Origin of the sequence: Sphingomonas sp. MA1305 (assembly GCF_016107325.1) — a bacterium.
Taxonomy (GTDB): domain Bacteria; phylum Pseudomonadota; class Alphaproteobacteria; order Sphingomonadales; family Sphingomonadaceae; genus Sphingomonas.
Map to the genome: position 1 here is coordinate 831,567 of NZ_RCVT01000002.1, position 25,337 is coordinate 856,903.

General features: G+C 68.4%; 29 protein-coding genes. 19 read left to right on the plus strand and 10 right to left on the minus strand.

The features are described 5' to 3' along the window. The first annotated feature begins 1 nt into the window (after position 1). Positions 2-1,624 (plus strand): hypothetical protein, encoded by a 1,623-nt coding sequence (locus D9601_RS11940; RefSeq protein ID WP_198354214.1) that lies wholly within the window; start codon positions 2-4, stop codon positions 1,622-1,624. Here D9601_RS11940 and D9601_RS11945 read toward each other — a convergent pair. From D9601_RS11945 to D9601_RS11960, 4 genes are all read right to left on the minus strand, one after another. Continuing rightward, complete coding sequence (locus D9601_RS11945; RefSeq protein ID WP_198354215.1) at positions 1,605-2,741, minus strand: GNAT family N-acetyltransferase; 1,137 nt, start codon at positions 2,739-2,741, stop codon at positions 1,605-1,607. The genes D9601_RS11940 and D9601_RS11945 overlap by 20 nt on opposite strands. A gap of 110 nt (positions 2,742-2,851) precedes the next feature. Then, a complete protein-coding gene (locus tag D9601_RS11950) occupies positions 2,852-3,316 on the minus strand; it encodes a RidA family protein (protein ID WP_198354216.1) in 465 nt (154 codons plus the stop codon). Positions 3,317-3,353: 37 nt separating this feature from the next. Further along, positions 3,354-3,995, minus strand: coding sequence for an HAD family hydrolase (locus D9601_RS11955; protein ID WP_198354217.1), 642 nt, complete (start codon positions 3,993-3,995; stop codon positions 3,354-3,356). After that, on the minus strand, positions 3,996-4,268 hold the full coding sequence (locus D9601_RS11960; protein WP_198354218.1) for a DUF3572 domain-containing protein: 273 nt from the start codon (positions 4,266-4,268) through the stop codon (positions 3,996-3,998). It abuts the gene before it with no gap. Positions 4,269-4,305: 37 nt separating this feature from the next. Between D9601_RS11960 and D9601_RS11965 the strand changes: the two genes are divergently transcribed. Beyond that, positions 4,306-4,668: a response regulator gene (locus tag D9601_RS11965; RefSeq protein ID WP_198354219.1), complete on the plus strand. Its 363-nt coding sequence runs from the start codon at positions 4,306-4,308 to the stop codon at positions 4,666-4,668. On the opposite strand, the gene D9601_RS11970 is transcribed toward D9601_RS11965, so the two are convergent. Together D9601_RS11970 and rpmG are read right to left on the minus strand one after the other, a co-directional pair. Next, on the minus strand, positions 4,661-5,404 hold the full coding sequence (locus D9601_RS11970; RefSeq protein WP_198354220.1) for a MauE/DoxX family redox-associated membrane protein: 744 nt from the start codon (positions 5,402-5,404) through the stop codon (positions 4,661-4,663). The two genes, D9601_RS11965 and D9601_RS11970, sit on opposite strands and share 8 nt — an antisense overlap. Positions 5,405-5,748: 344 nt before the next feature. After that, positions 5,749-5,916, minus strand: coding sequence for a 50S ribosomal protein L33 (gene rpmG, locus D9601_RS11975; RefSeq protein WP_007407030.1), 168 nt, complete (start codon positions 5,914-5,916; stop codon positions 5,749-5,751). 216 nt (positions 5,917-6,132) lie between these two features. Between rpmG and D9601_RS11980 the strand changes: the two genes are divergently transcribed. The 4 genes from D9601_RS11980 to D9601_RS11995 all read left to right on the plus strand — a co-directional run bounded on the left by D9601_RS11980 (position 6,133) and on the right by D9601_RS11995 (position 7,892). Continuing rightward, on the plus strand, positions 6,133-6,447 hold the full coding sequence (locus D9601_RS11980) for a hypothetical protein (RefSeq protein ID WP_232474063.1): 315 nt from the start codon (positions 6,133-6,135) through the stop codon (positions 6,445-6,447). A 25-nt stretch (positions 6,448-6,472) separates the two neighbouring features. Next, a complete protein-coding gene (locus D9601_RS11985; RefSeq protein WP_198354222.1) occupies positions 6,473-7,039 on the plus strand; it encodes a TMEM165/GDT1 family protein in 567 nt (188 codons plus the stop codon). 104 nt (positions 7,040-7,143) lie between these two features. Beyond that, complete coding sequence (locus tag D9601_RS11990; protein WP_198354223.1) at positions 7,144-7,635, plus strand: Dps family protein; 492 nt, start codon at positions 7,144-7,146, stop codon at positions 7,633-7,635. 71 nt (positions 7,636-7,706) lie between these two features. Beyond that, positions 7,707-7,892 (plus strand): DUF1328 domain-containing protein, encoded by a 186-nt coding sequence (locus D9601_RS11995; RefSeq protein ID WP_198354224.1) that lies wholly within the window; start codon positions 7,707-7,709, stop codon positions 7,890-7,892. Here D9601_RS11995 and D9601_RS12000 read toward each other — a convergent pair. Further along, positions 7,873-8,745, minus strand: a complete 873-nt coding sequence (locus tag D9601_RS12000; protein ID WP_198354225.1) for a metallophosphoesterase — start codon at positions 8,743-8,745, stop codon at positions 7,873-7,875. The two genes, D9601_RS11995 and D9601_RS12000, sit on opposite strands and share 20 nt — an antisense overlap. Before the next feature lie 51 nt (positions 8,746-8,796). Here D9601_RS12000 and D9601_RS12005 point away from each other — a divergent pair, with 51 nt between their 5' ends. The 6 genes from D9601_RS12005 to D9601_RS12030 all read left to right on the plus strand — a co-directional run bounded on the left by D9601_RS12005 (position 8,797) and on the right by D9601_RS12030 (position 16,695). After that, entirely contained in the window at positions 8,797-10,389 is a 1,593-nt protein-coding gene (locus tag D9601_RS12005) for a cisplatin damage response ATP-dependent DNA ligase (RefSeq protein ID WP_198354226.1), read from the plus strand. Between the two features lie 92 nt (positions 10,390-10,481). Continuing rightward, positions 10,482-11,264: a Coq4 family protein gene (locus D9601_RS12010; RefSeq protein WP_198354227.1), complete on the plus strand. Its 783-nt coding sequence runs from the start codon at positions 10,482-10,484 to the stop codon at positions 11,262-11,264. Positions 11,265-11,294: 30 nt separating this feature from the next. Further along, complete coding sequence (gene recF / locus D9601_RS12015) at positions 11,295-12,344, plus strand: DNA replication/repair protein RecF (protein ID WP_198354228.1); 1,050 nt, start codon at positions 11,295-11,297, stop codon at positions 12,342-12,344. 148 nt (positions 12,345-12,492) lie between these two features. Continuing rightward, a complete protein-coding gene (locus D9601_RS12020; protein ID WP_232474065.1) occupies positions 12,493-13,278 on the plus strand; it encodes an OmpA family protein in 786 nt (261 codons plus the stop codon). Between the two features lie 72 nt (positions 13,279-13,350). Continuing rightward, positions 13,351-15,831 (plus strand): DNA topoisomerase (ATP-hydrolyzing) subunit B, encoded by a 2,481-nt coding sequence (gene gyrB / locus D9601_RS12025; RefSeq protein WP_198354229.1) that lies wholly within the window; start codon positions 13,351-13,353, stop codon positions 15,829-15,831. A gap of 117 nt (positions 15,832-15,948) precedes the next feature. Further along, positions 15,949-16,695 (plus strand): SDR family NAD(P)-dependent oxidoreductase, encoded by a 747-nt coding sequence (locus D9601_RS12030; RefSeq protein WP_198354230.1) that lies wholly within the window; start codon positions 15,949-15,951, stop codon positions 16,693-16,695. 131 nt (positions 16,696-16,826) lie between these two features. Here the strand turns inward: D9601_RS12030 and D9601_RS12035 are convergent, their stop codons facing one another. Continuing rightward, on the minus strand, positions 16,827-17,684 hold the full coding sequence (locus D9601_RS12035) for an oxygenase MpaB family protein (protein WP_198354231.1): 858 nt from the start codon (positions 17,682-17,684) through the stop codon (positions 16,827-16,829). Between the two features lie 47 nt (positions 17,685-17,731). On the opposite strand from D9601_RS12035, the gene D9601_RS12040 reads away from it, so the two are divergent. Continuing rightward, positions 17,732-18,484 carry a class I SAM-dependent methyltransferase gene (locus D9601_RS12040; RefSeq protein ID WP_232474067.1) on the plus strand — a complete coding sequence of 251 codons (753 nt, stop codon included), beginning with the start codon at positions 17,732-17,734 and terminating at the stop codon, positions 18,482-18,484. Between the two features lie 146 nt (positions 18,485-18,630). Here the strand turns inward: D9601_RS12040 and D9601_RS12045 are convergent, their stop codons facing one another. Further along, positions 18,631-18,933, minus strand: a complete 303-nt coding sequence (locus tag D9601_RS12045) for a chorismate mutase (RefSeq protein ID WP_198354232.1) — start codon at positions 18,931-18,933, stop codon at positions 18,631-18,633. A gap of 201 nt (positions 18,934-19,134) precedes the next feature. On the opposite strand from D9601_RS12045, the gene rpsD reads away from it, so the two are divergent. The 6 genes from rpsD (at position 19,135) to D9601_RS12075 (ending at position 24,660) form a co-directional block, all read left to right on the plus strand. Beyond that, positions 19,135-19,749, plus strand: coding sequence for a 30S ribosomal protein S4 (gene rpsD / locus D9601_RS12050; RefSeq protein WP_198354233.1), 615 nt, complete (start codon positions 19,135-19,137; stop codon positions 19,747-19,749). 224 nt (positions 19,750-19,973) lie between these two features. After that, on the plus strand, positions 19,974-21,611 hold the full coding sequence (locus D9601_RS12055) for a M28 family metallopeptidase (protein ID WP_198354487.1): 1,638 nt from the start codon (positions 19,974-19,976) through the stop codon (positions 21,609-21,611). After that, entirely contained in the window at positions 21,608-22,606 is a 999-nt protein-coding gene (locus D9601_RS12060; RefSeq protein ID WP_198354234.1) for an agmatine deiminase family protein, read from the plus strand. The genes D9601_RS12055 and D9601_RS12060 overlap by 4 nt, the downstream gene beginning before the upstream one ends. A 4-nt stretch (positions 22,607-22,610) precedes the next feature. Then, complete coding sequence (locus D9601_RS12065; protein WP_198354235.1) at positions 22,611-22,961, plus strand: DUF3147 family protein; 351 nt, start codon at positions 22,611-22,613, stop codon at positions 22,959-22,961. 8 nt (positions 22,962-22,969) lie between these two features. Beyond that, entirely contained in the window at positions 22,970-23,830 is an 861-nt protein-coding gene (gene aguB, locus D9601_RS12070) for an N-carbamoylputrescine amidase (RefSeq protein ID WP_198354236.1), read from the plus strand. Beyond that, positions 23,827-24,660: a hypothetical protein gene (locus D9601_RS12075; RefSeq protein WP_232474069.1), complete on the plus strand. Its 834-nt coding sequence runs from the start codon at positions 23,827-23,829 to the stop codon at positions 24,658-24,660. The genes aguB and D9601_RS12075 overlap by 4 nt, the downstream gene beginning before the upstream one ends. Here the strand turns inward: D9601_RS12075 and D9601_RS12080 are convergent. Then, a complete protein-coding gene (locus tag D9601_RS12080) occupies positions 24,650-25,327 on the minus strand; it encodes a uracil-DNA glycosylase (RefSeq protein ID WP_269769672.1) in 678 nt (225 codons plus the stop codon). The genes D9601_RS12075 and D9601_RS12080 overlap by 11 nt on opposite strands. Positions 25,328-25,337 lie beyond the last annotated feature (10 nt).

A 25,337-nucleotide genomic window follows, 5' to 3' on the forward strand; every position in this document is an offset into this window, starting at 1 on the left:
GATGCAGGGGCAACAGCTGCACTGGTGGCAGACGCGCGCGTTCGTGGTGGCGATGGTGATCGTGGCGACGATCCCCTTGCTTTGGCCGGATATTCCGCCTCTCGTCGACCTTCCCGGCCATATGGGTCGCTACGCCGTCCAGCTCGACGGCGGGCGGCATCCGTGGCTGGCCGATTGGTACAATTTCCAATGGTCGCTGATCGGCAACCTCGGCATCGACCTCGCCATCATTCCGCTCGCGCCGATCTTCGGGCTGGAGCTGGCGGTGAAACTGATCGTCATCGCCACCCCCGCGCTGACCGTGTCCGGCCTGCTGTGGATCGCCCGCGAGGTGCACGGGCGCATCCCGGCAACCGCGCTGTTCGCACTGCCGCTCGCCTACAGCTACCCCTTCCAGTTCGGCTTCGTGAATTTCGCGCTGTCGATGGCGCTGGCGCTCAACCTGTTCGCGCTGTGGCTGCGCATGGCCCGGCTCGGCCGCCTGTCGCTGCGCGCGATCGTCTTCGTGCCGCTGTCCTGCGCCCTGTGGGTCTGCCACACCTTCGGCTGGGGCGTGCTCGGCGTGCTCGCCTTTTCGGCGGAGATGATCCGCCAGCACGACCTGATGACCGATCGCGGCCCGCGCCACTGGCTGCGCGCCTGGGTGCGCGCGGGCCTGGGCTGTCTGCCGCTCGCCCTGCCCTTCTTGCTGATGGTCTTCTGGCGCTCGGGCGACCACGTCACCGGCAAGACGATGGACTGGTTCAACTGGCAGGCCAAGATGAACTGGGTGACGATGGTGCTGCGCGACCGCTGGATGGCGTTCGACATCGTCTCGGTGACGATCCTGTTCGCCATCCTGCTGAAGGGCGTGCGCGATTCGCGCGTCGAATATTCGCGCAACCTTGGCCTGTCGGCGCTGTTCCTGCTCGGCGTCTATCTGGTGCTGCCGCGCATCGTGTTCGGCTCGGCCTATGCCGACATGCGCCTCGCCCCCTTCGTCTTCGCCATCGCGGTGATCGCGCTGCGGCCGAAACGCGGCCTGTCGATGCGCAGTGCGGCGACGCTGGCGGCGCTCGGCCTCGGCTTCTTCGGCGTCCGCATTGCCGCGCAGACGGTCAGCTACGCAATCTACGACCGCGATTATGACCGCACGCTCGCCGCGCTCGACCATGTGCCGGAGGGGGCGCGGCTGGTGACGATGATCGGCCGGCATTGCTACGACGACTGGACCTATTCGCGCTTCGAGCACATTCCCGGCATCGCGCTGGTCCGCCGCCACGCCTTCGCCAACGACCAATGGTCGATGGCCGGCGCGCAATTGCTGACCGTCCGTTATGCCGCCGCCGGCCCCTTCGCGCACGATCCGTCGGAGATCGTCACTGACCGGCGTTGCCGCGGCGAATGGTGGCGGCCGCTCAAGCTGTCGCTGGCGATGCTGCCGCGCGACGCGTTCGATTATGTCTGGCTGATCAACCCGCCGGCTTATGGGCCGGAGTTCGTCGCCGGCCTGACCCCGATCTGGCGTAACGGTCAATCGGTCCTCTACCGCATCGACGACCGGCGGACGCCGAACATCCGGCTCGACCCGGAACTGATCCCGCCGCGGGCGCGGGCGGCCTGGTTCAGCCGCCACCCCGCCTGAACGGCGTCAGTTCCTCCAGCACCGCCTGCTCGCCCTCCACTGCGGCGCGCTCGCGGACCAGGAAGTCGGCGACGGCGCGGCGGAAGTTCGGGTCGGGCAGATAATGCGCCGACCAGGTCGGCACCGGCACATAGCCGCGCGCCAATTTGTGCTCGCCCTGCGCACCCGCCTCGACCGTCTTCAGCCCACGCGCGATCGCCGCGTCGATCGCCTGATAATAGCACAGTTCGAAATGGAGGAACGGCACGTCCTCCGTACAGCCCCAATAGCGGCCGTAGAGCGTGTCGGCACCGATCAGGTTGAGCGCGCCCGCGATCGGCGTGCCGGCCCGCTCGGCGAGGATCAGCAGCACCCGGTCGCCCATCGTCTCGCCCAGCAGCGGGAAGAAGCGGCGGGTCAGATAGGGCCGCCCCCATTTCCGGCTGCCGGTGTCCTGGTAGAAGGTCCAGAAGGCGTCCCAATGCTGCGGCTGGATCTCCGCCCCGGTCAGATGGCGGATGGTCAGCCCCTCGACCGCAGCGGCGCGTTCCTTGCGGATCGCCTTGCGCTTGCGGCTGGCGAGATCGGCGAGAAAGTCGTCGAAGGCGGCATAGCCGCGATTGGCCCAGTGGAACTGCGTGCCCTCGCGCAACAGCCAGCCGGCATCTTCGAATGCGGCGACCTGCTCCGGCGCCACGAAGGTGGCGTGGGCGGACGACAGATCGTTCTGATCGGTGACCGCCTCGATTGCCGCGATCAGTGCCGGTGCGGCAGCGGGGTCGCGCAGCAGCAGGCGCGGGCCGGGGACGGGGCTGAACGGCACGGCGATCTGTAGCTTGGGATAATAAGCGCCGCCGGCGCGCTCCCAGGCGTCGGCCCAGGCATGGTCGAAGACATATTCGCCCTGGCTGTGCGCCTTGGCATAGGCGGGGGCGATCGCCGCCGGCGCGCCGTCGTCGCCGTCGACCACGATCGGCAGGGGCTGCCAGCCCGAACGGCCACCGACGCTGCCCGATTCTTCGAGAGCGGCGAGGAAGCCATGGCTGACGAAGGGATTGGCAGTGCCGGCGCAGGCATCCCAGGCGTCGGCGGGGATCGACCGGACGCCGTCGGCAAGGCGCGCGACGAGGCTGGTCATGCGGCGATCGGGCTTGGCATCATCACCGCCGATATAGGGGCGGCGGCGGCGGCTTCCAGCCGCCGTCCGTCATTCCCGCGGGGGCGGGAATGACGGGAGGACAATGCCGCTCAATCGACCTGGATGATCGCGTCCACCTCGACGGCCGCGCCGAGCGGCAGCACCGGTACGCCGACTGCGCTGCGGGCGTGGCGGCCGTCATCGCCGAACAGCGCGACCATCAGTTCCGACGCCCCGTTGGCGACCTTCGGCTGGTCGGTGAAATTGGCGTGGCTGTTGACGAAAACGCCCAGCTTCACGACGCGCCGCACCCGCGACAGGTCGCCGCCGAGATACTTCTTGATCTGCGCGACGATCATCAGGCCGCAGGCGCGCGCCGCCGCCTGGCCGTCTTCGAGCGACACGCCGTCGCCGAGTCGGCCGGTCACCAACTGACCGTCGACGAAAGGCAATTGCCCCGACAGGTGGAGCAGGCCGCCAGCCTCGACCACCGGCACATAGGCCGCGACCGGCGCGGCGGCTTCGGGCAGGGTCAGGCCGAGTTCTTCGAGCTTGCGGTCGATACGGTCGGTCATGCAGGGTCCTTTCGTGTTGGCAGCCGCGGTAGCGGGCTCAGGCCTCGGCGGGCAAGGCCGACGCGGCGGGCCGGCCGGCGGCGAAGCGCGCCGCGATCCAGTCCGCCGCCTCGCGCCAGTCGTCGATCCGCGCATGCGCGAACGGTGCGGGCGCGACATTGGGTGCCAGCGTCGGCTCGGACACCATATGCAGCCGGTGGACGCCGGGGGCGTGCCGCGCGACCGATTCGTGGTGGACCGGCAAATCGTCGACGAAGACGGTGACCGGATCGCCGTGTTCGGCGACCAGCCGCGCGACCGGATCGCCCTTGCCGCCCTGATTGCATTCGACGCGATGCGCGATGCCGAAGCGCGCGAGCTGTTCGATCCGCGCCGTCCGGCATTCGTCGGTCAGATTGGTGAGGATGACGATCTCCGCCATCTCGGCGAGCCGCGCCAGCGCCTCGGTGGCATGCGGCACCAGCGTCTGGCGATGCATCTCGCCGGGGAAGAAGCCGCCGAGCAGCGCCCACATCTCGTCGCGGCTCGGCACGCTGCCATCGGCGCGGCGCATCGAATTGGCGAAATCGGCGCCGTCGGGGGTGAAGGCGATGTCGTGCGACTCGCGCAGCCATACGCCGAAATGCTTGACCATGTGGAGCAGCACCTCGTCGCAATCGCAGATCAGCAGCGGCTTCACTCAATTCTCCAGTCGTTCACGGGCGCGGACCAACGCCTGGGGTGGCACGTCCAGCGCCGCGGCGCAGGCGACGAGATCGGGCTCGTGCGATTCGAGGAACAGCAGGGTCGCGGCGAGCACCGCCGGATCGCTCGCCCGTGCGCGCAAATCAGCCGGATCGAGCCCGGTGACGCCAAGCAGTCGCGCGGCACGGTCGCCGTCACCCAGCGTCCAGACCAATGCCTGCAACGCCAGCGTGGCGCTATCCGAGGTATTTGAATCAGGCTCGCGCATTGCCTATCACGCTGTGGACGAAAGGGTGGTGAGGGGCGTGGCAAAAAGGATTCTCGTTGTCGAGGATAACGAGCTCAACCTGAAGCTGTTCTGCGACCTGCTGCGGGCGCATCAATTCGTCGCCGAACCGGTGCGCGACGGTCGCGAGGCGGTGGAGCGCGCGCGCGAGGTCAGGCCCGAACTGATCATCATGGACATCCAGATGCCGCACGTCACCGGCTATGAGCTGATCCTGGCGCTGAAGGCCGACGACGAATTGCGCACGATCCCGGTGATGGCGGTCACCGCTTATGCCGGGCGCGAGGACGAGGAGCGGATCCGCACCGCCGGCGCCGCCGCCTATGTCTCCAAGCCGATCAGCCTGATGCGCTTCATGGACGCGGTCAACGCGCTCATCTGAGCAGCATCCACACCGCCATCGCGACCATCATCACATTTTCGGTCAGCGACAATGCGCCGAGCGGCACGTTGCTGTCGCCGCCGACGCAGGCGCATTTCAATTCACGCTTGTCGACATAGACCGCCTTGATGACGGACACCGCGCCGATGCCGCCGATGACAAGCGCCACCGGCACCGACAGCCAGCGCGCGACGCCCGCGATCATCAGCACGCCGGCGCCGGCTTCCAGATAGGGATAGGCATAGGCGTATGGGACCCAGCGGCGCGCCAGCAGATCGTAGTTGAGGAACATGGTCGAGAAGCGCTCGACGTCCTGCAACTTGAGCATCGCGAGCACCGTCATGCTGAACGCGACGAACCATTCGCCGGCGCGCATCGTCCATGGCGTGCCATAAGCGGCGACGCTGGCCGCAAACGCCATCAGCGCGGTGATCGCGAACACCGCGAGCACCGGGCGGTAGCGAGTCGCCTTTGGGTCGGCGACGGGCTTGCCGAAGAAGCGGCGCAGATCGTCGTAGCCGCCGATCCGGGCGCCGTCGATGAACGTCTGCGGCGTGGTGCGGACGTCATGTGCCGCCTTGAACGCGTCCGTCTCCGCCCGCGTCGTCAGCCAATGATCCTCAATCGCGAAGCCCTGCCGCTGCAACAGGTCACGCGCCTTGAGGCCGAAGGGGCAGACATGGTCGGGCATCACCATCCGGTAGAGGACGGCGCGGCGCGAGGAGGAGGGGGGCATCAGCAGGAACCTTCCGATGGCGCGATCCCGACGATATGGGGTGCGGACGGATGATCCCAAGGTTCGAAACCGGGAGCGACGGCTTGCAGCAAGCCGCCGCCCCAGGCCCGTAGTGACGCGATTACACGGCGAGCGGAGGGCCCGTTCGCCGCAGCCCCCTTCGCGCCCGCAACATGAACCCAGCCTGTCTGACCGGGCGGCGGAGCGAGGCGGCAGCGGGAGCGAAGATCAGCGCGACGTGCAGCCGCACAGGCACAACGAGAGCCGCCGGTGCGGCATCCCGCACCGGCGGCTCTGGTCGCACCGGATCGGCAAGCGGCGGGCGGAAAGCCGCCCTGGCCGGCTTACTTGATCTTGGCTTCCTTGAACTCGACGTGCTTGCGCACGACGGGATCGTACTTGTTGAAGCTCAGCTTCTCGGTCTTGGTACGCGGGTTCTTCTTGGTGACGTAGAAGAAGCCGGTGTCGGCGGAGCTGACGAGCTTGATCTTGACGGTGGTCGGCTTGGCCATGAGCCCTGAATCCTGAAAAACGCATAAGAGCGGCGACACAGGCGCCGCCGCTCGATCAGCCGCGGCGCATGGCGCAGGCGGCGCGGAAAGTCAACCGAGTGCGGTGGATCGGCCGGGCGTGCCCGCCGTCTTAACCACGCCGTTACCCTCGTCATGCGAGGGTGCGCATCTAGAATAGACGATCGGGGGCGGATCGGAAGGGGGCGGATGATGGGGATGGAGACGGACCTGGGCGCTATCCGTGCGGAACTGACGGCACGAATCGCCGCGATCGACGTGCGGGCGCCCTATACGCCCGCGAAGACGCTGGCGCGCGACATCGATGCGATCCGCCTGATCGCGCATCGCAACGGTCTGGCACCGGCGGTGACGGTGGCGCATTTCGTCGATTCGGCTCTGTCGCGCGGCGAGCATGGCGCGCTGGTCCACGGCTGGCTGGCGATGCTGCGCGACGCGGTCGCCTGCGAGCGGCAGGATCTCGCCGCCTGCGACGCCTTCGCCGCGGCCTGTTCGGTGCGGCTGGCGCATTGAGCCGCTCGCGCGCGATGATTTCCTGATGGACGCGCTGATGGCGGCGCTGCTCGCGGCGGCGCTGGGGCAGATCGGCGATCGGCCGGCGCGGCTGACGGCGATCCTGGCAGATCGCTTCGCCCGGCCGGCGACGGTGATCCTTGCCGCCGCCATCGCACTCGCAGCGGCCACGACGATCGCGGCGGTCGCCGGCGCCTGGATCGCGCCGCATCTGACGCCGGAGGCGCGGCAACTGTTCGTTGCCCTGGCGCTGGTGTTGCAGGGCGGCGGGATGCTGGTCGCCGCCAAGCCGCCGGAACGCCTCGCCGGCTGGCGGATCGGCGCATTTGCGACCAGCCTGCTCGGCCTGTTCATCCTCGCCTTCGGCGACGGCGTGCAATTCGTCGTGCTGGCATTGGCAGCGCGCGCCGGGCAGGCGGGGTTCGCCGCCGCCGGCGCCACGATCGGCGGGCTGGTGCCGCTCGCGGTCGCCGCCGTTTTGGGCGAGGCGGGATGGACTGCGCTGCCCCAGCTGACCTTGCGGCGGGTGGCGGGCACGGTGTTCCTGCTCGTCGGCCTGTGGTTGGGACTCGGGGCGCTGCGGCTGATCTGAGCCGTCGATCAGACAGACCGGCAATTCGGATTCTCCCGGTGGGAGCATTTCGGCTATCGGATCGTTGCCGCAACGATTTCACTCACCGCCACGGGAGACCATCGATGGCCGATACCAACCCGGCGCTGCGCACGCCGACCGATCTCGCCAACACGCGTTCGGTCGCCGACGCGCTCAATGCGGCGCTCGCCGATTGCTTCGCGCTCTACATCAAGACCAAGAATTTTCACTGGCACGTCTCGGGCCCGCATTTCCGCGACTATCACCTGCTGCTCGACGATCAGGCGGCGCAGATCCTCGGCGTCACCGATGCGATCGCGGAGCGGGTGCGCAAGATCGGCAACACGACGCTGCGGTCGATCGGCGACATCAGCCGCCGCCAGACGATCGCCGACAACGATCTGGAGTTCGTCGAGGCGGGTGCGATGCTCGCCGAACTGCGCGAGGACAATCTCAAATTGGTCGAGGCCTTCCGCGCGGTGAAGGACGCCGCCGAGGAGGCGAGGGACAATGCGACCAGCGGCATCGTCGACGAATGGACTGACCAGGCCGAGGAGCGCGCCTGGTTCCTGTTCGAGGCGAGCCGCAAGGGCTGAGGCCGCGGCGCCCGACCCGCGGAACATGTCAGGCCTCCTGCCTGTTCTTCGCCGAGGTTCAGGAGGCCGTCATGCTCAAGCTCGCTTTCACCTTCCTCGTCATCGGGCTCGTACTCGCGCTGCTCGGCTTCGGCGGGGTCGGCGGTGCCTTTATCGGCATCGCCAAGATCCTCTTCTTCATCGCGATCGCTCTGTTCCTGATCTTCCTCGTGCTGGGCCTGATGGCGGGCAAGGCGGTCAAGGACGCGGTCGATTGAGCGGCCCGCCGACGGTGATCAGCCACCAATCGGGTGGCGCGTTCAGCCGGATCGGCGCGCTGCCGCCGCCGACGCCGGCGGTGACGATCACCGTGCGGCCGGGATCGTCGATCCGCCCGCATCGATAGCGCGGATTGTACAGCGGGCGGGCGGACAACAGGCCCAGTTCGGTGACGCCGCGCCCGTCCGGCAGCGCGACCTGACCGCAATGGGTATGGCCGGCGAGCAGCAGTGGGGCGTCGCCGGGCGACAGCCAGGCGACGACATCGGGCGCATGGGTCAGCGCGATCCGCGGACCCGGCGCAGACCCGGCAAAGGCACGGGCGACGTCGTTATGGCCGCTATAGGCATCGTCGATCCCGACCAGCGTCAGCGGGCCGACCCGGATGTTGCGGTTGGACAGGATGGTTATGCCCGCGGCTTGCAGCGCGCGCACGACGCGGGCCGCCCCCGTCCAGTGATCGTGATTGCCGAGCACGGCGTAGCGGCCGCGCGGCGCGCGCAGGCGCGACAGGGGCGCGACCAGTTGCTCGGCGGCGCCGGCACCGCTTGCCGCATCGTGTCCGATCACGAAGTCGCCGGCGAGCAGCACCAGGTCCGGCCGGTGCGCGTTGATGGCGCCGACGATGCGGTCGAGCCGCGCCGCATCCATCGCGCGATTGCCGATATGGATGTCGCTGACCAGCGCGACCGTCAGCGGCGGCGTTCGCGCCGGCCAGCCGGGCAGGGCGACATAGGTGGTGCGGACGATCGGGTCGGCGACGATCTCGCGCAGTCCGACGACCAGCAGCACGGCAATTGCCAGTACCCCGGCGGCGAGCAGGATCAGGATCGTACGGACGGCGCGGGTCATCGCCGGCTGCGGTAGCGGGAGCGGTTCGGCCCCGCCAGACGTTGCATCGTCATGCACGCCTTCGCCGCGCTCCTCGACTCGCTGATCTACACCCGCGGCCGCAACGCCAAGCTGAAGCTGATCGTCGATTATCTGCTGGCGACCCCTGATCCGGATCGGGGCTGGGCGATGGCGGCGCTGACCGGCGATCTCGACATTCCCGGCATCAAACCCGCCGTGGTGCGCGCGCTGATCGAGGCCCGCATCGATCCGGTGCTGTTCCGGATGAGCCGCGACTATGTCGGCGATACCGCGGAGACGGTGGCGCTGCTGTGGCCGGCGCCCGTGCCGGCCCCGATCGGCGAGCCGCTATCAGTCAGCGCCGTCGTCGACCGGCTGCTCCACCTGTCGCGCTCGGACGCGCCCGCCGCGCTGGCGGCGATGCTCGACCGGCTCGACGCGGAGGAACGCTTCGCCCTGCTCAAAATGGCAACCGGATCATTGCGCATCGGCGTGTCGGCGCGGCTCGCCAAGACGGCGTTGGCGCAAGCCTTTGGGCTCGACGTCGATGTCGTCGAGGAGGTGTGGCACGGCCTGTCGCCGCCTTACGCATCGCTGTTCGCCTGGGCGGAGGGGCACGGTCCGCAGCCCACGGCGGCGGACGTGCCGGTGTTTCGGCCGTTCATGCTCGCTCATGGGCTGGAGGATGCGCAGGTCGACCTCGCCGATTACGCCGCCGAATGGAAATGGGACGGTATCCGCGTCCAGATCGTCCACACCGCCGGCCAAACGCGGCTCTACAGCCGCACCGGCGACGACGTCACCGGCAGCTTTCCCGATGTTGCCGCGGCCTTCGCCACCCCCGGTGCGGTCGACGGCGAATTGCTGGTCAAGGGCGAGGTGCAGGGCGGCACGCTGGAGGACGGCGGCGGCGCGGCGAGCTTCAACGCGCTTCAGCAGCGGCTCGGCCGCAAGCAGGTGTCGGCCAAGATGCTCGCCGATTATCCCGCCTTCGTCCGCCTCTACGACATCCTGGTCGACGGCGACGAGGATCTGCGCAATCTGCCGTGGACGGAGCGGCGGGCGCGGCTGGAGGCCTTCGTCCCCCGGCTCGATCCGGAGCGGTTCGACATCAGTCAGGTGATCGCCGCGGACAGTTTCACCGAACTGGAGGCGATCCGCGCCGGCGCCCGTGATGCCGCGATCGAGGGCGTGATGCTGAAGCGGCGCGATTCCCCCTATGTCGGCGGCCGTCGCGCCGGCCTATGGTACAAATGGAAGCGCGATCCACTGACCGCCGATTGCGTGATGATGTACGCGCAGCGCGGTAACGGCCGCCGCTCTTCCTATTACAGCGACTATACCTTCGGCTGCTGGACCGAGGACGGCGAGCTGCTGCCGGTCGGCAAGGCCTATTCGGGGATCACCGACGAAGAGCTGAAGATGCTCGATCGGTTCGTTCGCGGCAATACGCTGAACCGCTTCGGCCCGGTGCGCGAGGTCGAAAAGTCGCTGGTGCTGGAGATCGCCTTTGACTCGATCCACGCCTCCAGCCGGCACAAGTCCGGCGTCGCGATGCGATTTCCGCGGATCGCGCGGATTCGCACCGACAAGCCGGCGGCAGAGGCGGATCGCGTCGAGACGCTGCGGCGGCTGGTGACCTGACGCCGTAGGTGTGACGGTCCGCCGCACATCATCTTGCCCCATCACCCTCGACGCGCTATACTGACATCATTGTAAGTATGGAGCCGATGACGATGGCCAAGCTTCCCCCCTTTCCCGGCACCACCGGCCGCCGCGACTGGCGCACCGCCTTCGCCGCGCTGCGCGCGTTGCTCGCCAATGGCGACGACACACCGCAGGTGTTCCGTATCATGCGCGCCCTCAACGTCGGCGACACGGCGCAGGCTTACGGGCGGCTGCTCGCGACACGCGCGGGCGGGCGGATGGCGACCGCGCAGGTCGAGCTGGCGCAGCGCTTCTCCGATCGCGACTGGGTGGCGGGCTTCAAGCCCGGCACGGTCGGCGCGGCCTATCGCGACTTCCTGGAATCGACCGGCTATTCCGCCGACGGCCTCGTCGAGGTCAGCCGCGCCGCACCCAGCGAGGTCGACGCCGAACATCCCTATGCCTGGATGGGCCGCCGCACCCGCGACGTCCACGACATCTGGCACGTGCTGACCGGCTACAAGGCCGACGAGACGATGGGCGAGGCCTGCCTCGTCGCTTTCTCCTATGCGCAGACCCGCGGCCTCGGCTGGGCGTTCATCGCCGCCGGCGCGGCGCTCAAGTCGGTGGCGGTGTCGAAGGGCCTGCTGTTCGCCAAAGCGGTGCGGGAGGGCTATCGCAACGGCAAGCGCGCGGTCTGGCTGCTCGGCGAGGATTATGAGGCGCTGATGGACGAGCCGCTCGACGCGGCGCGGGCGCGGCTGCGGATCGCGGATCCCGTCGCCTATCGCCGGGCCCAGGCGGAACTCGGCGACGCGCTGTCCTCCTACGCCAGCGCGATGAAGGCACGGGCGGCGGGCGCGCTCGCCTAACCGCCTGAAATGCTGCTAGGCGGGCCGGCGATGCTGTCCCGCCTCGCCCTGACCGATTTCCGCAACCATGCGGAGCTGGTGCTGGCGCCTGGGCCGGGCTTCGTCGTACTGACCGGCGAGAATGGTGCGGGCAAGACCAATGTGCTGGAGGCGGTGTCGCTGCTCGCACCAGGGCGCGGCCTGCGTCGCGCTGCTTTGTCCGACATGGCGCGGCAGGACGGGCCGGGTGGCTTCGGCATCGCCGCCAGGCTCGGCGACGAGGATGTCGAACTCGCCACCGGCACGCTGGCGAGCGCGCCCGAACGGCGCCAGGTCCGCGTCCAGGGTGCGAGCGCGACCGCCAACACGCTCGCCGAATGGCTCACCGTGCTGTGGCTGACCCCGGCGATGGACCGGCTGTTCGTCGAGCCGGCAGGCGAGCGCCGGCGGTTCCTCGATCGGCTGACGCTGGCGCTGTTCGCCGGCCATGCGCAGGCGACGACGCGCTATGAGGCGGCGATGCGCGCGCGCAATCGGCTGCTCGCCGAGGACGCACCGCCCGATCCGTCCTGGCTCGCCGCGCTGGAGGCGCAGATGGCGGAGCATGGCGCGGCGGTCGATGTTGCGCGGCGCAACACCGTCGATCTGCTCGGGGCGGCGCTCGCCGCGCAGCCGGAAGGGCCGTTCGCGCGGGCCGGCCTCGCGCTCGACGGCTGGCAGGGTGATGCCGACGGATTGCTCACCGAGCTGCGCAACGGCCGCCAGCGCGATGCCGCGGCGGGACGGACGCTGGTCGGCCCGCATCGCAGCGACTTGCTGGTCACGCATCTTGGCAAGTCCCAGCCGGCGGCGCTCGCCTCGACCGGCGAGCAGAAGGCGCTGCTGCTCGGCATCGTCCTCGCCCATGCCGAACTCGTCTCGGCGCGGGTCGGGCGGCGGCCGGTGCTGTTGCTGGATGAGGTCGCCGCGCACCTCGACCCGCGCCGTCGCGAAGCGCTGTTTGACCGGCTCGCGGGGCGCGGTCAGGTATGGATGACCGGAACGGAGCCGGCCCTGTTCACGGAGCTGCGCGGCGAGGCGACGCGGGTGACGCTGGGCTGAGGACGCAGCGGCCGCCACCCGACGTGGCGATAAAAAAATCAAGCCGCCCCGGTCCTTAATCGCAGCTTTCGGTGCGGCTCATCGCGGGTTCAAGGCGTTCGGTCCAGATCCGCCGCCGCCAGAGCGGGGACAGACAGGAGACATCAGTATGCGCACCATGATCACCGCCTCCATCGCCGCCGCGACGCTCGCCGCCGGACTTGCCGCGCCCGCCAGCGCGCAGGACCGTTGGGACTGGGGTCCCGGCGACCGCCCCTACCGTCTGGCCGGGCCCGGCGTCCGCGTCCTGTTTCCCGAGCTGCGCGACAATCCGCGCGGTCGCGCCTTCGTGATGCGCAATTTCGACTGGAACCACGACGGCATCCTGTCGCCGCGCGAGGCGGATGCCGCCAACCGCGCCTTCGCCCAGGCGGCGGGGCCGCGGCGCGATCGGTTCGACTGGAACGGGCGCGGTCGCGGCACGGTGGTCGAGGAGCGGACCACGGTGATCGAGCGCGGCGCGCCGGGCGGCAACTGGGATCGCCGCGCGATGCACGATTACGGCTTCCGCCAGACGCCGCGCGGCGCGACCCTGACCCTGTCGGAGGACGTGCTGTTCGCGACCGACAGCGACGTGCTCCGCCCCGGGGCGGTCGACAAGCTGCGCCCGCTCGGCGCCTATCTGCGCGCCAATCCGGGAGTTCGCGTCGCGATCGACGGCTATACCGACAGCCGCGGCACCGATGCGCACAACCAGGACCTGTCCGAACGCCGCGCCGCCAGCGTCCGCGCCGCCTTCGACGCGATGGGCGTCACCCGCGCCCGCTTCAGCGTCGCCGGCCATGGTGAGCGCGATCCCGTCGCCAGCAACGCGACCGCCGCCGGCATGCGCCAGAACCGCCGGGTCGAGGTGACGCTGCTCGGCCGCCGCGCGACGGAATTCGCGCGCTATTGAGGCTAATCGGAAGCTCGGGCGCGGGACGGCATTTTCCTTCCGTTTCGCGCCCGAAATCCCTATATCCTCGCTATGGCAGAACCCCAGAATAGCGAATACGGCGCCTCGTCGATCAAGGTGCTGAAGGGCCTCGACGCGGTACGCAAGCGGCCGGGCATGTACATCGGCGACACCGACGACGGCTCGGGCCTCCACCATATGGTGTTCGAGGTCAGCGACAATGCGATCGACGAGGCGCTCGCCGGCCATTGCGACCGGATCGACATCCAGCTCAACGCTGACGGGTCGGTCAGCGTCACCGACAACGGCCGCGGCATCCCGACCGGTATCCACCCGGAAGAGGGCGTGAGCGCGGCCGAGGTCATCATGACCCAGCTGCACGCCGGCGGTAAGTTCGAAAACACCAGCGACGACAATGCCTATAAGGTGTCGGGCGGCCTGCACGGCGTCGGCGTCTCTGTGGTCAACGCGCTCAGCGAATGGCTCGACCTGACGATCTGGCGCGACGGCGAGGAGCATTACATGCGCTTTGCCCATGGCGACGCGGTCGATCCGCTGCGCGTCGTCGGCAAGGCGGACGGCAAGAAGGGGACGCGCGTCACCTTCCTGCCCAGTCCGGCGACGTTCAAGATCACCGAATTCGACTTCGACAAGCTGGAGCATCGCTATCGCGAGCTCGCCTTCCTCAATTCCGGCGTCCGCCTGTTCCTGACCGATACGCGGCACGACGAGCCGAAGACGATCGAGCTCTATTACGAGGGCGGGATCGCCGCCTTCGTCAAATGGCTCGACCGGTCGAAGACCTCGCTGATGCCCGAACCGATCGCGATCACCGGCCAGCGCGATTCGATCGGCATGGACGTCGCGCTGGAGTGGAACGACAGCTATTACGAGAACGTCCTCGCCTTCACCAACAACATCCCGCAGCGCGACGGCGGCACGCATATCGCGGCGTTCCGCGCGGCGCTGACCCGCACGCTCAACAATTACGCCGAGAAATCGGGGCTCCTCAAAAAGGAGAAGGTGACGCTGACCGGCGACGACATGCGCGAAGGGTTGACCGCGATCGTCTCGGTCAAGCTGCCCGATCCCAAGTTCAGCAGCCAGACCAAGGACAAGCTCGTCTCGTCCGAGGTGCGGGCGCCGCTGGAAAGCCTGATGGCCGACAAGCTGGCCGAATATCTCGAGGAAAATCCGGCCTATGCGCGCGCGATCATCGCCAAGGTGATCGATGCGGCGGCGGCGCGCGAGGCGGCGAAGAAGGCACGCGAACTGACCCGGCGTAAGGGCGTGATGGATATCGCCTCGCTGCCCGGCAAGCTCGCCGACTGTCAGGAGAAGGATCCGGCCAAGTCCGAGCTGTTCCTGGTCGAGGGCGATTCGGCCGGCGGTTCGGCCAAGCAGGGACGCGACCGCCATTTCCAGGCGATCCTCCCCTTGCGCGGCAAGATCCTCAACACCGAGCGCGCGCGCTTCGACCGGATGATCTCGTCCAAGGAGATCGGCACGCTGATCCAGGCAATGGGCACCGGCATCGGCCGCGACGACTTCAACGCCGACAAATTGCGTTACCACAAGATCGTCATCATGACCGACGCCGACGTCGACGGCGCGCACATCCGCACGTTGCTGCTGACCTTCTTCTACCGGCAGATGCCCGAGCTGATCGAACGCGGCCACCTCTTCATCGCACAGCCGCCGCTGTACAAGGCAACGCGCGGCCGGTCGGAAGTGTATCTGAAGGACGATGCCGCGCTCGACGACTATCTGGTCGAGGCGGGCGTCGGTTCGATGGTGTTCGAGACGGGAGGAGGCACGCGCTCGGGCAAGGACCTGAGGGCGCTGGTCGACCATGCCCGGCGGATGCGGACGCTGATGCGCTACGTGCCGCGGCGCTACGACCCGGTGATCATCGAGGCGCTGGCGCTCGGCGGCGCGCTCGACCCGACCTTCACCCGCGACCAGCGCGCCGCGACCGTCGCTGAGGTGACGCGCCGGCTCGATGCGGGCGACGACGAGGCGGCGTGGACCGCGCGGCTGACCGAGGATGGCGGCATCCATTTCGAGCGGCTGTGGCGCGGCGTCACCGACCATCACATCGTCGAGGCGACATTCCTGGCGAGCGCCGAGGCGCGCAAGTTGCACGGCCTCGCGTCGGAAGAGGCGGACAGCTTCGTCCAAGCCGGCAAGCTGGTCCCGATGAAGGGGCAGGCGGACGTGTCCGACGATCCAACTGATGAGGATGCGCAGGCACCGACGACGCTCGCGCGCGGTGAATCGCGCGTGGCGCGGCCATCGCAGCTGCTCGACGCGATCCTGGCGTCGGGGCGCAAGGGCCTGTCGATCCAGCGCTACAAGGGGCTGGGCGAGATGAACGCGGAGCAATTGTGGGAGACCACGCTCGATCCCGCCAATCGCACCATGTTGCGCGTCACCAGCGACGACGTGTCGGCCGCCGACATGATCTTCACCCAGCTGATGGGCGAGGTGGTCGAGCCGCGGCGCGAGTTCATCCAGGACAATGCGCTGAACGTCGCCAACCTCGACGTGTGACCTCTTTCGTCATGCCGGGCTTGTTCCGGCATCCACCGTGCCGCACATGCACCGGCGGATGGACTTGCCCCCCGGTGGAAGCCGGAACAAGTCCGGCATGACGTGGAGGACACAGACATGAAGACCGTACTCGTCACCGGCGCCACGTCCGGCATCGGCGCCGCCACCGTCCGCGCGCTGGCCGGGATCGGCTGGCAGGTCGTCGCCACCGGGCGCCGCGCCGACCGGCTGGAAGCGCTGGCGGCGGAGTTCGGCGGCCGCGTCCACGCCGCCGCCTTCGACATCCGCGATGCCGACGCCATGGCGGCGGCGATCGATGCCCTGCCGGACGCGTTCCGGGGCATCGACCTGCTGGTCAACAATGCCGGCCTCGCGCTCGGCACCAAGCCGGCGCAGGATTCGGACCTCGACGACTGGCGGACGATGATCGACACCAACGTCACCGCCCTGGTCGCCATCACCCACCGGCTGCTGCCGACGCTGATCGAACGCAAGGGCGGCATCATCAACCTGTCGTCGGTCGCCGCGACCTATCCGTATACCGGCGGCAACGTCTATGGCGGGACCAAGGCGTTCGTGAAGCAGTTCACGCTCGGCCTGCGTTCCGACCTGCACGGCACCGGCGTGCGCGTCGCCTCGATCGAGCCGGGCATGGTCGAAACTGAGTTCACCCTGGTGCGCACCGGCGGCAATCAGCAGGCCTCGGACACGCTGTACGGCGGTGCCGACCCGATGACGGCGGAGGACATCGCCGCGACCGTGCTGTGGATCGCGACGCTGCCGCCGCACCTCAACATCAACAGACTGGAGCTGATGCCGGTCAGCCAATCGTTCGCCGGCTTCCAGGTCGCCCGCAAGGGGTGACCGGCAAATCCTCCCCGCTTGCGGGGAGGCGGTGGAGGGGGCTCGCCACGCCGCGTACCACTTGGGGAGAGCCCCCTCCGTCAGCGCTGGCGCGCTGCCACCTCCCCGTGCCGGGGAGGAATTGCCCTGCCTTACTGCGCCCGCGCGCGCTTCGCCGATCCGTCGCGCAGCGCCCAGCGCAGCACGCTGCCGACTCCCGCTACCCCGGCGCGCACGGCGGGTCGGTGGATCGGCGACCGGTCAAGCCCGTGCATCGTCCGCGCCCAATCGGGCAGCAGCGCAATGCCGCCCTCCATCAGCAGCGCCTGCGCCGGCGCCATCGCCAGGCTGGCCGGCTGCTGGCGGAGCAGGGCGCGCGCCACCTCGCGGGTGCGGTGATCGACGCGCAGCTGCGGGCGGACGGCGCGCAGATAAGCGTCCACCTCGGCCCGACTCCGCGGCACGGCGACCGCGCCGAGCCGCTCGGCGATGGTCGCGACCTCGCCGAGATAGCGGTCCTGCTCGCTGCCGGGGAAATCGGCCTCGCGATAGCGGCGGTAGGCGGCGAGGAACATCGCCACCTCGGCGACGTGTACCCAGGTCAGCAGCGCCGGGTCGTTGGCGCTGTACGGCGTCCCGTCGGGCAAGGTACCGGCGACGCGGTCGTGGATCGAGCGCACCCGCGCGATCAGGCGCTCCGCGGTCTCGGTGGCGCCATAGGTCGTGCCGGAGATGAACTGCGCGGTGCGCTTCAGCCGTCCCTGCATGTCGCGGCGGAAGTTGGAATGGTCCCACACACCCGCCAATGCGCCGGGATGCAGCATCTGCAGCAGCAGCGCCGCGACCCCGCCGGCCATCATCGCGGTGAAGTCGCCGTGGACGCGCCAGGCCGCGGACTCTGGGCCGAACAGGCCGTCGTCGCCGGGCGGCCGGGTCAGGTCGACGCCGCCGTCGCCGAAGCCGACCAGCCGGTGCACCTGTGCCTGGATCGTATCGCGGATGTCGCCCATCGCCTCCATTTAGTGTAGCACGCGGGCCAAACCAGCGATGGAGTCGGATGATGCGGTGGATCGGTGCGGTGGCGGTCGTGGCGCTCGCAGGGGCGGCGACGGCGCAAAGTTCGACGCCGAAGGCTTCCGCGGCCAATGCGGTGGTGGCGCGGGCGCTCGCCGATCCGGCGCGTGCCGACCAGCAGGGCGACGACGAGCGGCGGCAGGCGGCGGCGGTGGTCGCCTTCTCCGGTGCCAAGCCCGGCGATACAGTGATCGATTACCTTCCGGGCAGCGGATACTGGACGCGCATCTTCAGCGGTGTCGTCGGGCCGAAGGGCAAGGTCCTGGCCTATTGGCCCGCCGCCGCGGCGGCGCGTGCGGAAAAAAGTGTGACCGCGCTGAAGGCGCGCGGCCTCGCCAACGTCACCGCCGAGGTGCAGCCGACCAATCTGCCGACCGCGTCGCAGCCGGTCGACCTGTTCTGGACGGTGCAGAATTATCATGACATCCCCAACGCCGGCGCCGGCGAACCGGTACTGCGCGCGTTCGACACCGCGGTGTTCAAGCTGCTCAAGAAGGGCGGCACCTATGTGATCATCGATCACGCCGACGCGGCCGGCACCGGCCTGGCCGACACCCGTACCAAGCATCGCATCGAGCCGGCGCTGGTCCGCCGCCAAGTCGAATCGGTCGGCTTCCGCTTCGTCGGCGAGAGCAAGGTGCTGGCCAATCCGGCGGACGACCACAGCAAGCCGGTGTTCGATCCCAGCATCCGCGGCCACACCGACCAGTTCGTCTACAAGTTCCGCAAGCCCTGAGCCGACTTCAGGAGCTCGTCATCCCCGCGCAGGCGGGGATCCAGACGCGCAGCGCCCGTAAAGAATCGCACCCTGGGCGTTTCTGGATTCCCGCCTTCGCGGGAATGACAACAATGGCGCAGGATGGCGCTGGCGGGTCGATCGACCTAGCGCCGGTCGAACGCCGCCAGCTCGTACGCGATCGATGCCTCGACCAGCGTCTCCCACAGATCGCCGACCGCATCCTCGGGCACGCCGAGCCGCACCGCCTCGGCGCGCGCATTGGCGATCACCTGCGCCTTCCTCGCCTCGTCGCGGACATGGCCGCGCGCCGGCTTGATCCGCGCCGCCGCGTCCATATAGGCGAAGCGGCGCGCCAGCAGCGCGACCAGTTCGCGGTCGAGCGCGTCGACGCCGGCGCGGACCTCGGTCATGGTGGTGCAATCGGGGCCGGCGAGGATCGTCGTCATGCGCTGCGCTGTGCCGGGCCAGCCTGCGCCTGTCCAGCTTGACTTGCGCGCCCCCGCCCGCTAGGCGGCCGCCTTCGCAACCGCCCCCGCATCCCGGTGAAGCGGCGGGCCTGCCCTCTCCAGAGACCAGCAGAGCGATACCGGGACCACCCCCATGCCCGTGCGGCATGGGATACGTCATTGTTGTTGCAAGGAATATCTATGTCGAAGCGTGCAAGCGCCAAGTACAAGCTCGACCGGCGCATGGGCGAGAACATCTGGGGCCGCCCGAAGAGCCCGGTCAACAAGCGCGAATACGGCCCCGGTCAGCATGGCCAGCGCCGCAAGGGCAAGGTGTCGGACTTCGGCATCCAGCTGCGCGCCAAGCAGAAGCTCAAGGGCTATTACGGCGACGTCACCGAGAAGCAGTTCAAGGCGTCGTACATCGAGGCCGCCCGCATGAAGGGCGACACCGGTCAGAACCTGATCGGCCTGCTCGAGCAGCGCCTCGACATGATCGTCTATCGCGCCAAGTTCGCGCCGACGATCTTCGCCGCGCGGCAGCTGGTCAGCCATGGCCACATCCGCGTCAACGGCGTGAAGTGCAACGTCGCGTCGCGCCGCTGCTACGTCGGCGACGAGATCACGCTGGGCAAGAAGGCGCAGGAAATGGCGCTGGTGCTCGAGGCGCAGGGCCTCGCCGAGCGTGACGTGCCCGATTACGTCGCCGCCGACGGCACGGCCAAGGTCACCTTCGTGCGTGTGCCGACGCTCGACGAAGTGCCCTATCCGGTAAAGATGGAGCCGAACCTGGTCGTCGAGTTCTACTCGCGCTAAGTCGAGCGAGGCAGGACCGGCCGGCGGGCTTTGCCCGTCCGACGTCGCGGCTTTGCCGTGACACCAGCCGATCGGAACACAAGAGGGCGGCCCCGCGGGGCCGCCCTTTTTCGTTGCGACGCCGCCGCATCCACCCTGCACGGTGACGGCGCTCTCGCCACCGTGGACAAGCCGTCCTCCCCGCGCCAAAAGGCAGCGCATACTGCCCCAAATCGGAGCCCATGATGCGTCGCCTGCTTCTCGCCGCTCTTCTCTCTGCCACGGCCGCGCCCGCCGTCGCGCAGACCGCCCCCCAGATCTCGGTCGACACGATGAAGGAGGTCACCAAAACCCTGTCGTCCGACGCCTTCGAAGGGCGCGCGCCGGGCAGCGCCGGCGAGACCAAGACGCTCGCCTATCTGCAGGAACAGTTTGAAAAGGCGGGGCTGAAGCCCGGCAACAAGGGCCGCTGGCTGCAGGACGTGCCGCTGGTCGAGATCACCGCCAAGAACGTCTCGGCCCTGACCTTCACCGGCGGCAAGACCCCGTTGAGCCTCGCTTATGGTCCCGACATGGTGGTCGGCACCTATCGCGTTACCCCGCATATCGACGTGAGGGACAGCGACGTCGTCTTCGCCGGCTATGGCATCGTCGCGCCCGAAAAGGGCTGGAACGATTATGCCGGCCTCGACGTGAAGGGGAAGACGGTGATCGTCCTGATCAACGATCCCGACTGGCAGACCAAGGATCTGAACGGTCCGTTCAACGGCCGCGCGATGACCTATTACGGGCGGTGGACCTACAAATATGAGGAAGCGGCGCGGCAGGGCGCGGCGGCGGTGATTATCGTCCACCAGACCGAACCCGCCGCCTATGGCTGGAATGTCGTCCGGTCGAGCAACACCGGTGCCGCGCACGTCGCCGATGCCGCCGATGGCCATATGCATGACACGGCGGCGCACGGCTGGATGCAGCTCGACAAGGCGCGCGCCTTGTTCGCCAGCGCCGGCAAGGATTTCGACCAACTCGCCGCCGCCGCCAAGGTCAAGGGGTTCCGCCCGGTGCCGCTCGGCGTGAAGGCGTCGGTGTCGTTCGACAACACGATCAGCAAGCAGATCTCGCACAACGTCGTCGGCATCCTGCCGGGGCGCGAGGCGCCGAACGAATATGTCCTGCTGTCGGCGCATTGGGATCACCTCGGCCATTGCACGCCGGTCAACGGCGACGGCATCTGCAACGGCGCGGTCGACAATGCCGACGGCACTGCGGCGCTGGTCGCGCTGGCGCAGGCCAACGCCAAGGCGGGCCCGGCGCGGCGATCGATGGTGTTCGTCGCGCTGACCGCAGAGGAATCGGGGCTGCTCGGCTCGGCCTATTATGGCGACAATCCGATCTACCCGCTCAGCCAGACGGTCGGCGGTGCCAATATGGATGCGCTCGGCATGTACGGCCCGGCCAAGGACGTGATCGTCGTCGGCGGCGGCAAGTCGGAACTGGACGGCTATCTCAACGCTGCGCTGAAGCGGCAGGGCCGCTATGCGACGCCGGAGCCGACGCCGGAAAAGGGCTTCTACTATCGCTCCGACCATTTCAGCCTGGCCAAGCACGGCGTGCCGATGGTCTATTTCGAGACCGGCCAGGACCTGGTCACCGGCGGCCGCGCCGCGGGCGAGGCGGCGGCCAAGGATTATGAGGAGCATCGCTACCACGCGCCGCAGGACGAATATGATCCCAAATGGGATTGGCGCGGGGTCGAGCAGGACGTGCAGCTCTATTACATGATCGCCCGCGATCTTGCGGACGGCACGGCTTGGCCGAACTGGGTGCCGGGTGATGAATTCCGCGCGATCCGCGACAAGAGCCGCGCCGGGGCTGCCCGATGAGCCTGCCGACCCCGCCCGCCGAATGGGCGCCGCACCGGGCGGTGTGGATCGGCTTCCCCTCGCACCCCGAATTGTGGGTCGAGGATCTGGAGCCGGCGCGCCGCGAGGTCGTCGCCTTCGCCCGCGCCGTCCATGCCGATGGCCGCGGCGAGCAGGTGATCCTGGTCGCCGCCGATGCCGAGGCCGGCGCGGCGGCGGAGGCGATGGCGCCCTTCGCCCAGGTCGTCGTCGAGCCGTTCGGCGACATTTGGCTACGCGACACCGCGCCGATCCTGCTCGACAATGGCGAGGCGGCGGACTTCGACTTCAACGGCTGGGGCGGCAAATACGACCTGCCCGGCGACGACACGATCGGGCTGCGGCTCGGCCAGTCGATCGGCGCCAAGGTCGGCTATTGCAATTGGGTGCTTGAGGGCGGCGCGATCGACGGCGACGGCACCGGTACGGTGGTGACCACCGAGCAATGCCTGCTCAATGCCAACCGCAACCCGACGATGACCAAGGCCGATATCGAGGCGCGGCTGCGCGACGATCTGGGCTTCACCAAGGTGGTGTGGCTCGGCGACGGGCTGCTCGGCGACCATACCGACGGCCATGTCGACAATCTCGCCCGCTTCGTCGGCGAGAATCGCGTGGCGCTGCCGCGGGCGGCGGAGAACGACCCGAACTGGCAGGTCTATCAGCATGCCGAGCGCGACCTGCGCAACGCGGGGCTGGACGTCGTGCTGATCCCCTCGCCGGGCCGCATCCTGCGCGACGAGGAGGTCGTGCCGGCGAGCTACATGAACTTCTACATCGGCAATGCCGCGGTGGTCGTGCCGCTCTACGGCAGCGACAATGACCAGGCGGCAGTGCGGGCGATCCAGGCGATCTTCCCCGACCGCGAGGTGGTGGGCCTCCGCGCCGACCATATCCTGACCGGCGGCGGCAGCTTCCATTGCATCAGCCAGCAGATCCCGCTCGCCGGATCGCACGACGCCGCCGACCAGGACTGACGTCGTGGCGGCGTGGCTGGTCCGGGCGGCGCTGTCCGGCGTGATCGTCGCGCTGGTCGCGTTGATCGCGCGGCGCAGCCCGGCGGCGGGGGCGCTGGTCGCCTCGCTGCCGCTGGTGTCGGTCCTCGGCATGATCTGGCTGTGGCACGACACGCGCGATCCGGTCCGCCTCGCCGATCATGCGCAGGCGACTGTGTGGTACGTGCTGCCGTCGCTGCCGATGTTCCTGCTGATCCCGGCGCTGCTGCGCCACGGTGTCGGCTTCTGGAGCGCGCTGGGCGCGGGTTGCGCCGTCACATTCCTGCTCTATCTCGCCACGGTTGCGATCGCCGCGCGATTCGGCGTCACTCTCTAGGATCGTCCATGACTGCAATCACCGTCGCTGCGCTGCAGCTCGGCTTCTCGAGCGATATCGACGCGAACATCGCCAACGTCTCGCGGCTCGTCCGCGAGGCGCATGCGCAGGGCGCGCAGGTCATCCTGCCGCCGGAATTGTTCGAGGGCGAATATTTCTGCCGGGTCGAGGACGAGGGCCTGTTCGCCAATGCCGCCCCGACGCACGAGCACAAGGCGGTGCTGGCGATGCAGGCGCTGGCCCGGGAACTCGGCGTCACCATCCCGACCAGCTTCTTCGAGGCGGACGGGCCGCATTATTACAACAGCCTGGCGATGATCGGTCCCGACGGCGGCGTGCAGGGCGTCTATCGCAAGAGCCACATCCCCGATGGTCCGGGCTATGAGGAGAAATTCTACTTCCGCCCCGGCAACACCGGCTTCAAGGTGTGGCCGGCGCCCCAGGATGCGCCGGGCTGGAAGCTGGGCGTCGGCGTCTGCTGGGACCAATGGTATCCGGAAACCGCGCGCGCGCTGATGCTGATGGGGGCGGAACTGCTGTTCTACCCGACCGCGATCGGCAGCGAGCCGCACGACACCAGCCTCGACACCGCGCGGCTGTGGCGGCGGGCGATGATTGGCCATGCGGTCAGCAACGTCGTGCCGGTCGTCGCCGCCAATCGGGTCGGCACCGAACACGACCAGACTTTCTACGGCACCAGCTTTATCGTCGACGAACGCGGCGACGTTCTGGCCGAACTGGACCGGGAGGAGGAAGGTGTCATCGTCGCCACGCTTGATCTCGCTAGAATAAAGCGGCATCGTGCCGCCTTCGGTTTCTTTCGGGATCGGCGTCCTGAACTGTACGGGCGGCTGGTGGAGGATATATGATCGTTGCGGGACTAATATTCGCGCTGGCGATACAGGCGGTCCCGCAGCAGACGACATCGTCCCCCGCCACTTCCGCGACCCAGCAGAATGCTCCGAAATCTGACGATATCGTCGTTACGGGCTTGCCCGACCTCGACGATCCCAAATCCGCGGTGACGCATCGCACGCTGAGCAGCGGTAAAATCGGCGGTGGCCCGCAACAGAGTGCCGCCGTCTTCGCGCTGGCCGAGCGCTTTACGAAATGCGCGATCACGCCCGGCATGCGCGACACGTCCGATCTCAGGGCCGCGATCGATGGCGTCATCAACAGCCCGCGCCAGTCGTTCGGCCAGACCCAATTCGTCAAAAAGCACTCGACCTGCGCGCAGGACGTGTTTGCGGCCCAACATTTCGGGAATGCGGCAGCTGCCGGCGGCTATGATTCGAGCTATTACGATCGTGGCGCGATGACCTTGCGTATCGTGCAATTGTTCAGCCCCGATCTGACACTGACCAAGGATCAGACCGCGGACGCCGATGTTCAGGCGCGCTTCAATCTGCGTGAAATTCCTCTAGCCAAGTTTCGCCTGCCAACCGACCGGCGCTTCTTCGAAATGGCGATCTGCCAGGTTCGGCAGGCCCCCGAACTGTCGGTGCGGTTGATCAAGGCCAACGGCTATGACGAGATCACCCGCACCGAGGCGGCGATCGTCAACGCGACGCCGGATTGCACTGGTCATGCGAAGAAGGTGTTCTTCGATTTCGCGCAATTCCGCTTCTACATCGCCGACGCGGTCTATCGCTGGGCGGTGGCGGCCAAGGGTGTCGACACGCTGATTCCTACGTCTTGAGCGCCAGCGCCCGCGCGAAGATTGCTGCGAACATCGCCGGCGTCAGCCGGCCGGTGTTCTGGTTGTAGCGCGAGCAATGATAGCTATCGATCACGATCCGTCCGTCGGGCAAGCGATGCTCGGCGCCATGGGCGAAACGGGCCTTGGGCAGCTTGCCGCCCAGCGCCTTGATCACCGATTGATGCGCGATCTGGCCGAGCGCCACCACCACCCGCACCGCGGGCAGGACGGCGAGTTCCGCCTCCAGGAAGGGGCGGCAGGTGCGGATCTCGTCGGGCGTCGGCTTGTTCTCGGGCGGCAGGCATTTGACCGCGTTGAGGATGATCGCGCCGTTCAGCGCCAGCGCCTCGTCCGCCTTGCCGGTATAGCTGCCCTCCGCCAGGCCCGCCGCAATCAGCGTATCGTAGAGCAACGGGCCGGACCGGTCGCCGGTGAACGGGCGGCCGGTGCGGTTGGCCCCCTGCCGCCCCGGTGCGAGGCCGACGATCGCCAGCCAGGCGGCCGGGTCGCCGAAGGCAGGGACGGGCGCATTCCACCATTGCGGCAGTTCGGCACGCAGTTCCTCGCGAACCGTGACCAAGCGCGGGCAGAGCGGGCAGTCGCGCGGCGGCTCGACCGCGAGCAGGGGCGCGCCAGACAGCGTCGGCGGCATGATTTCCAAAGACATGGCAACCGCG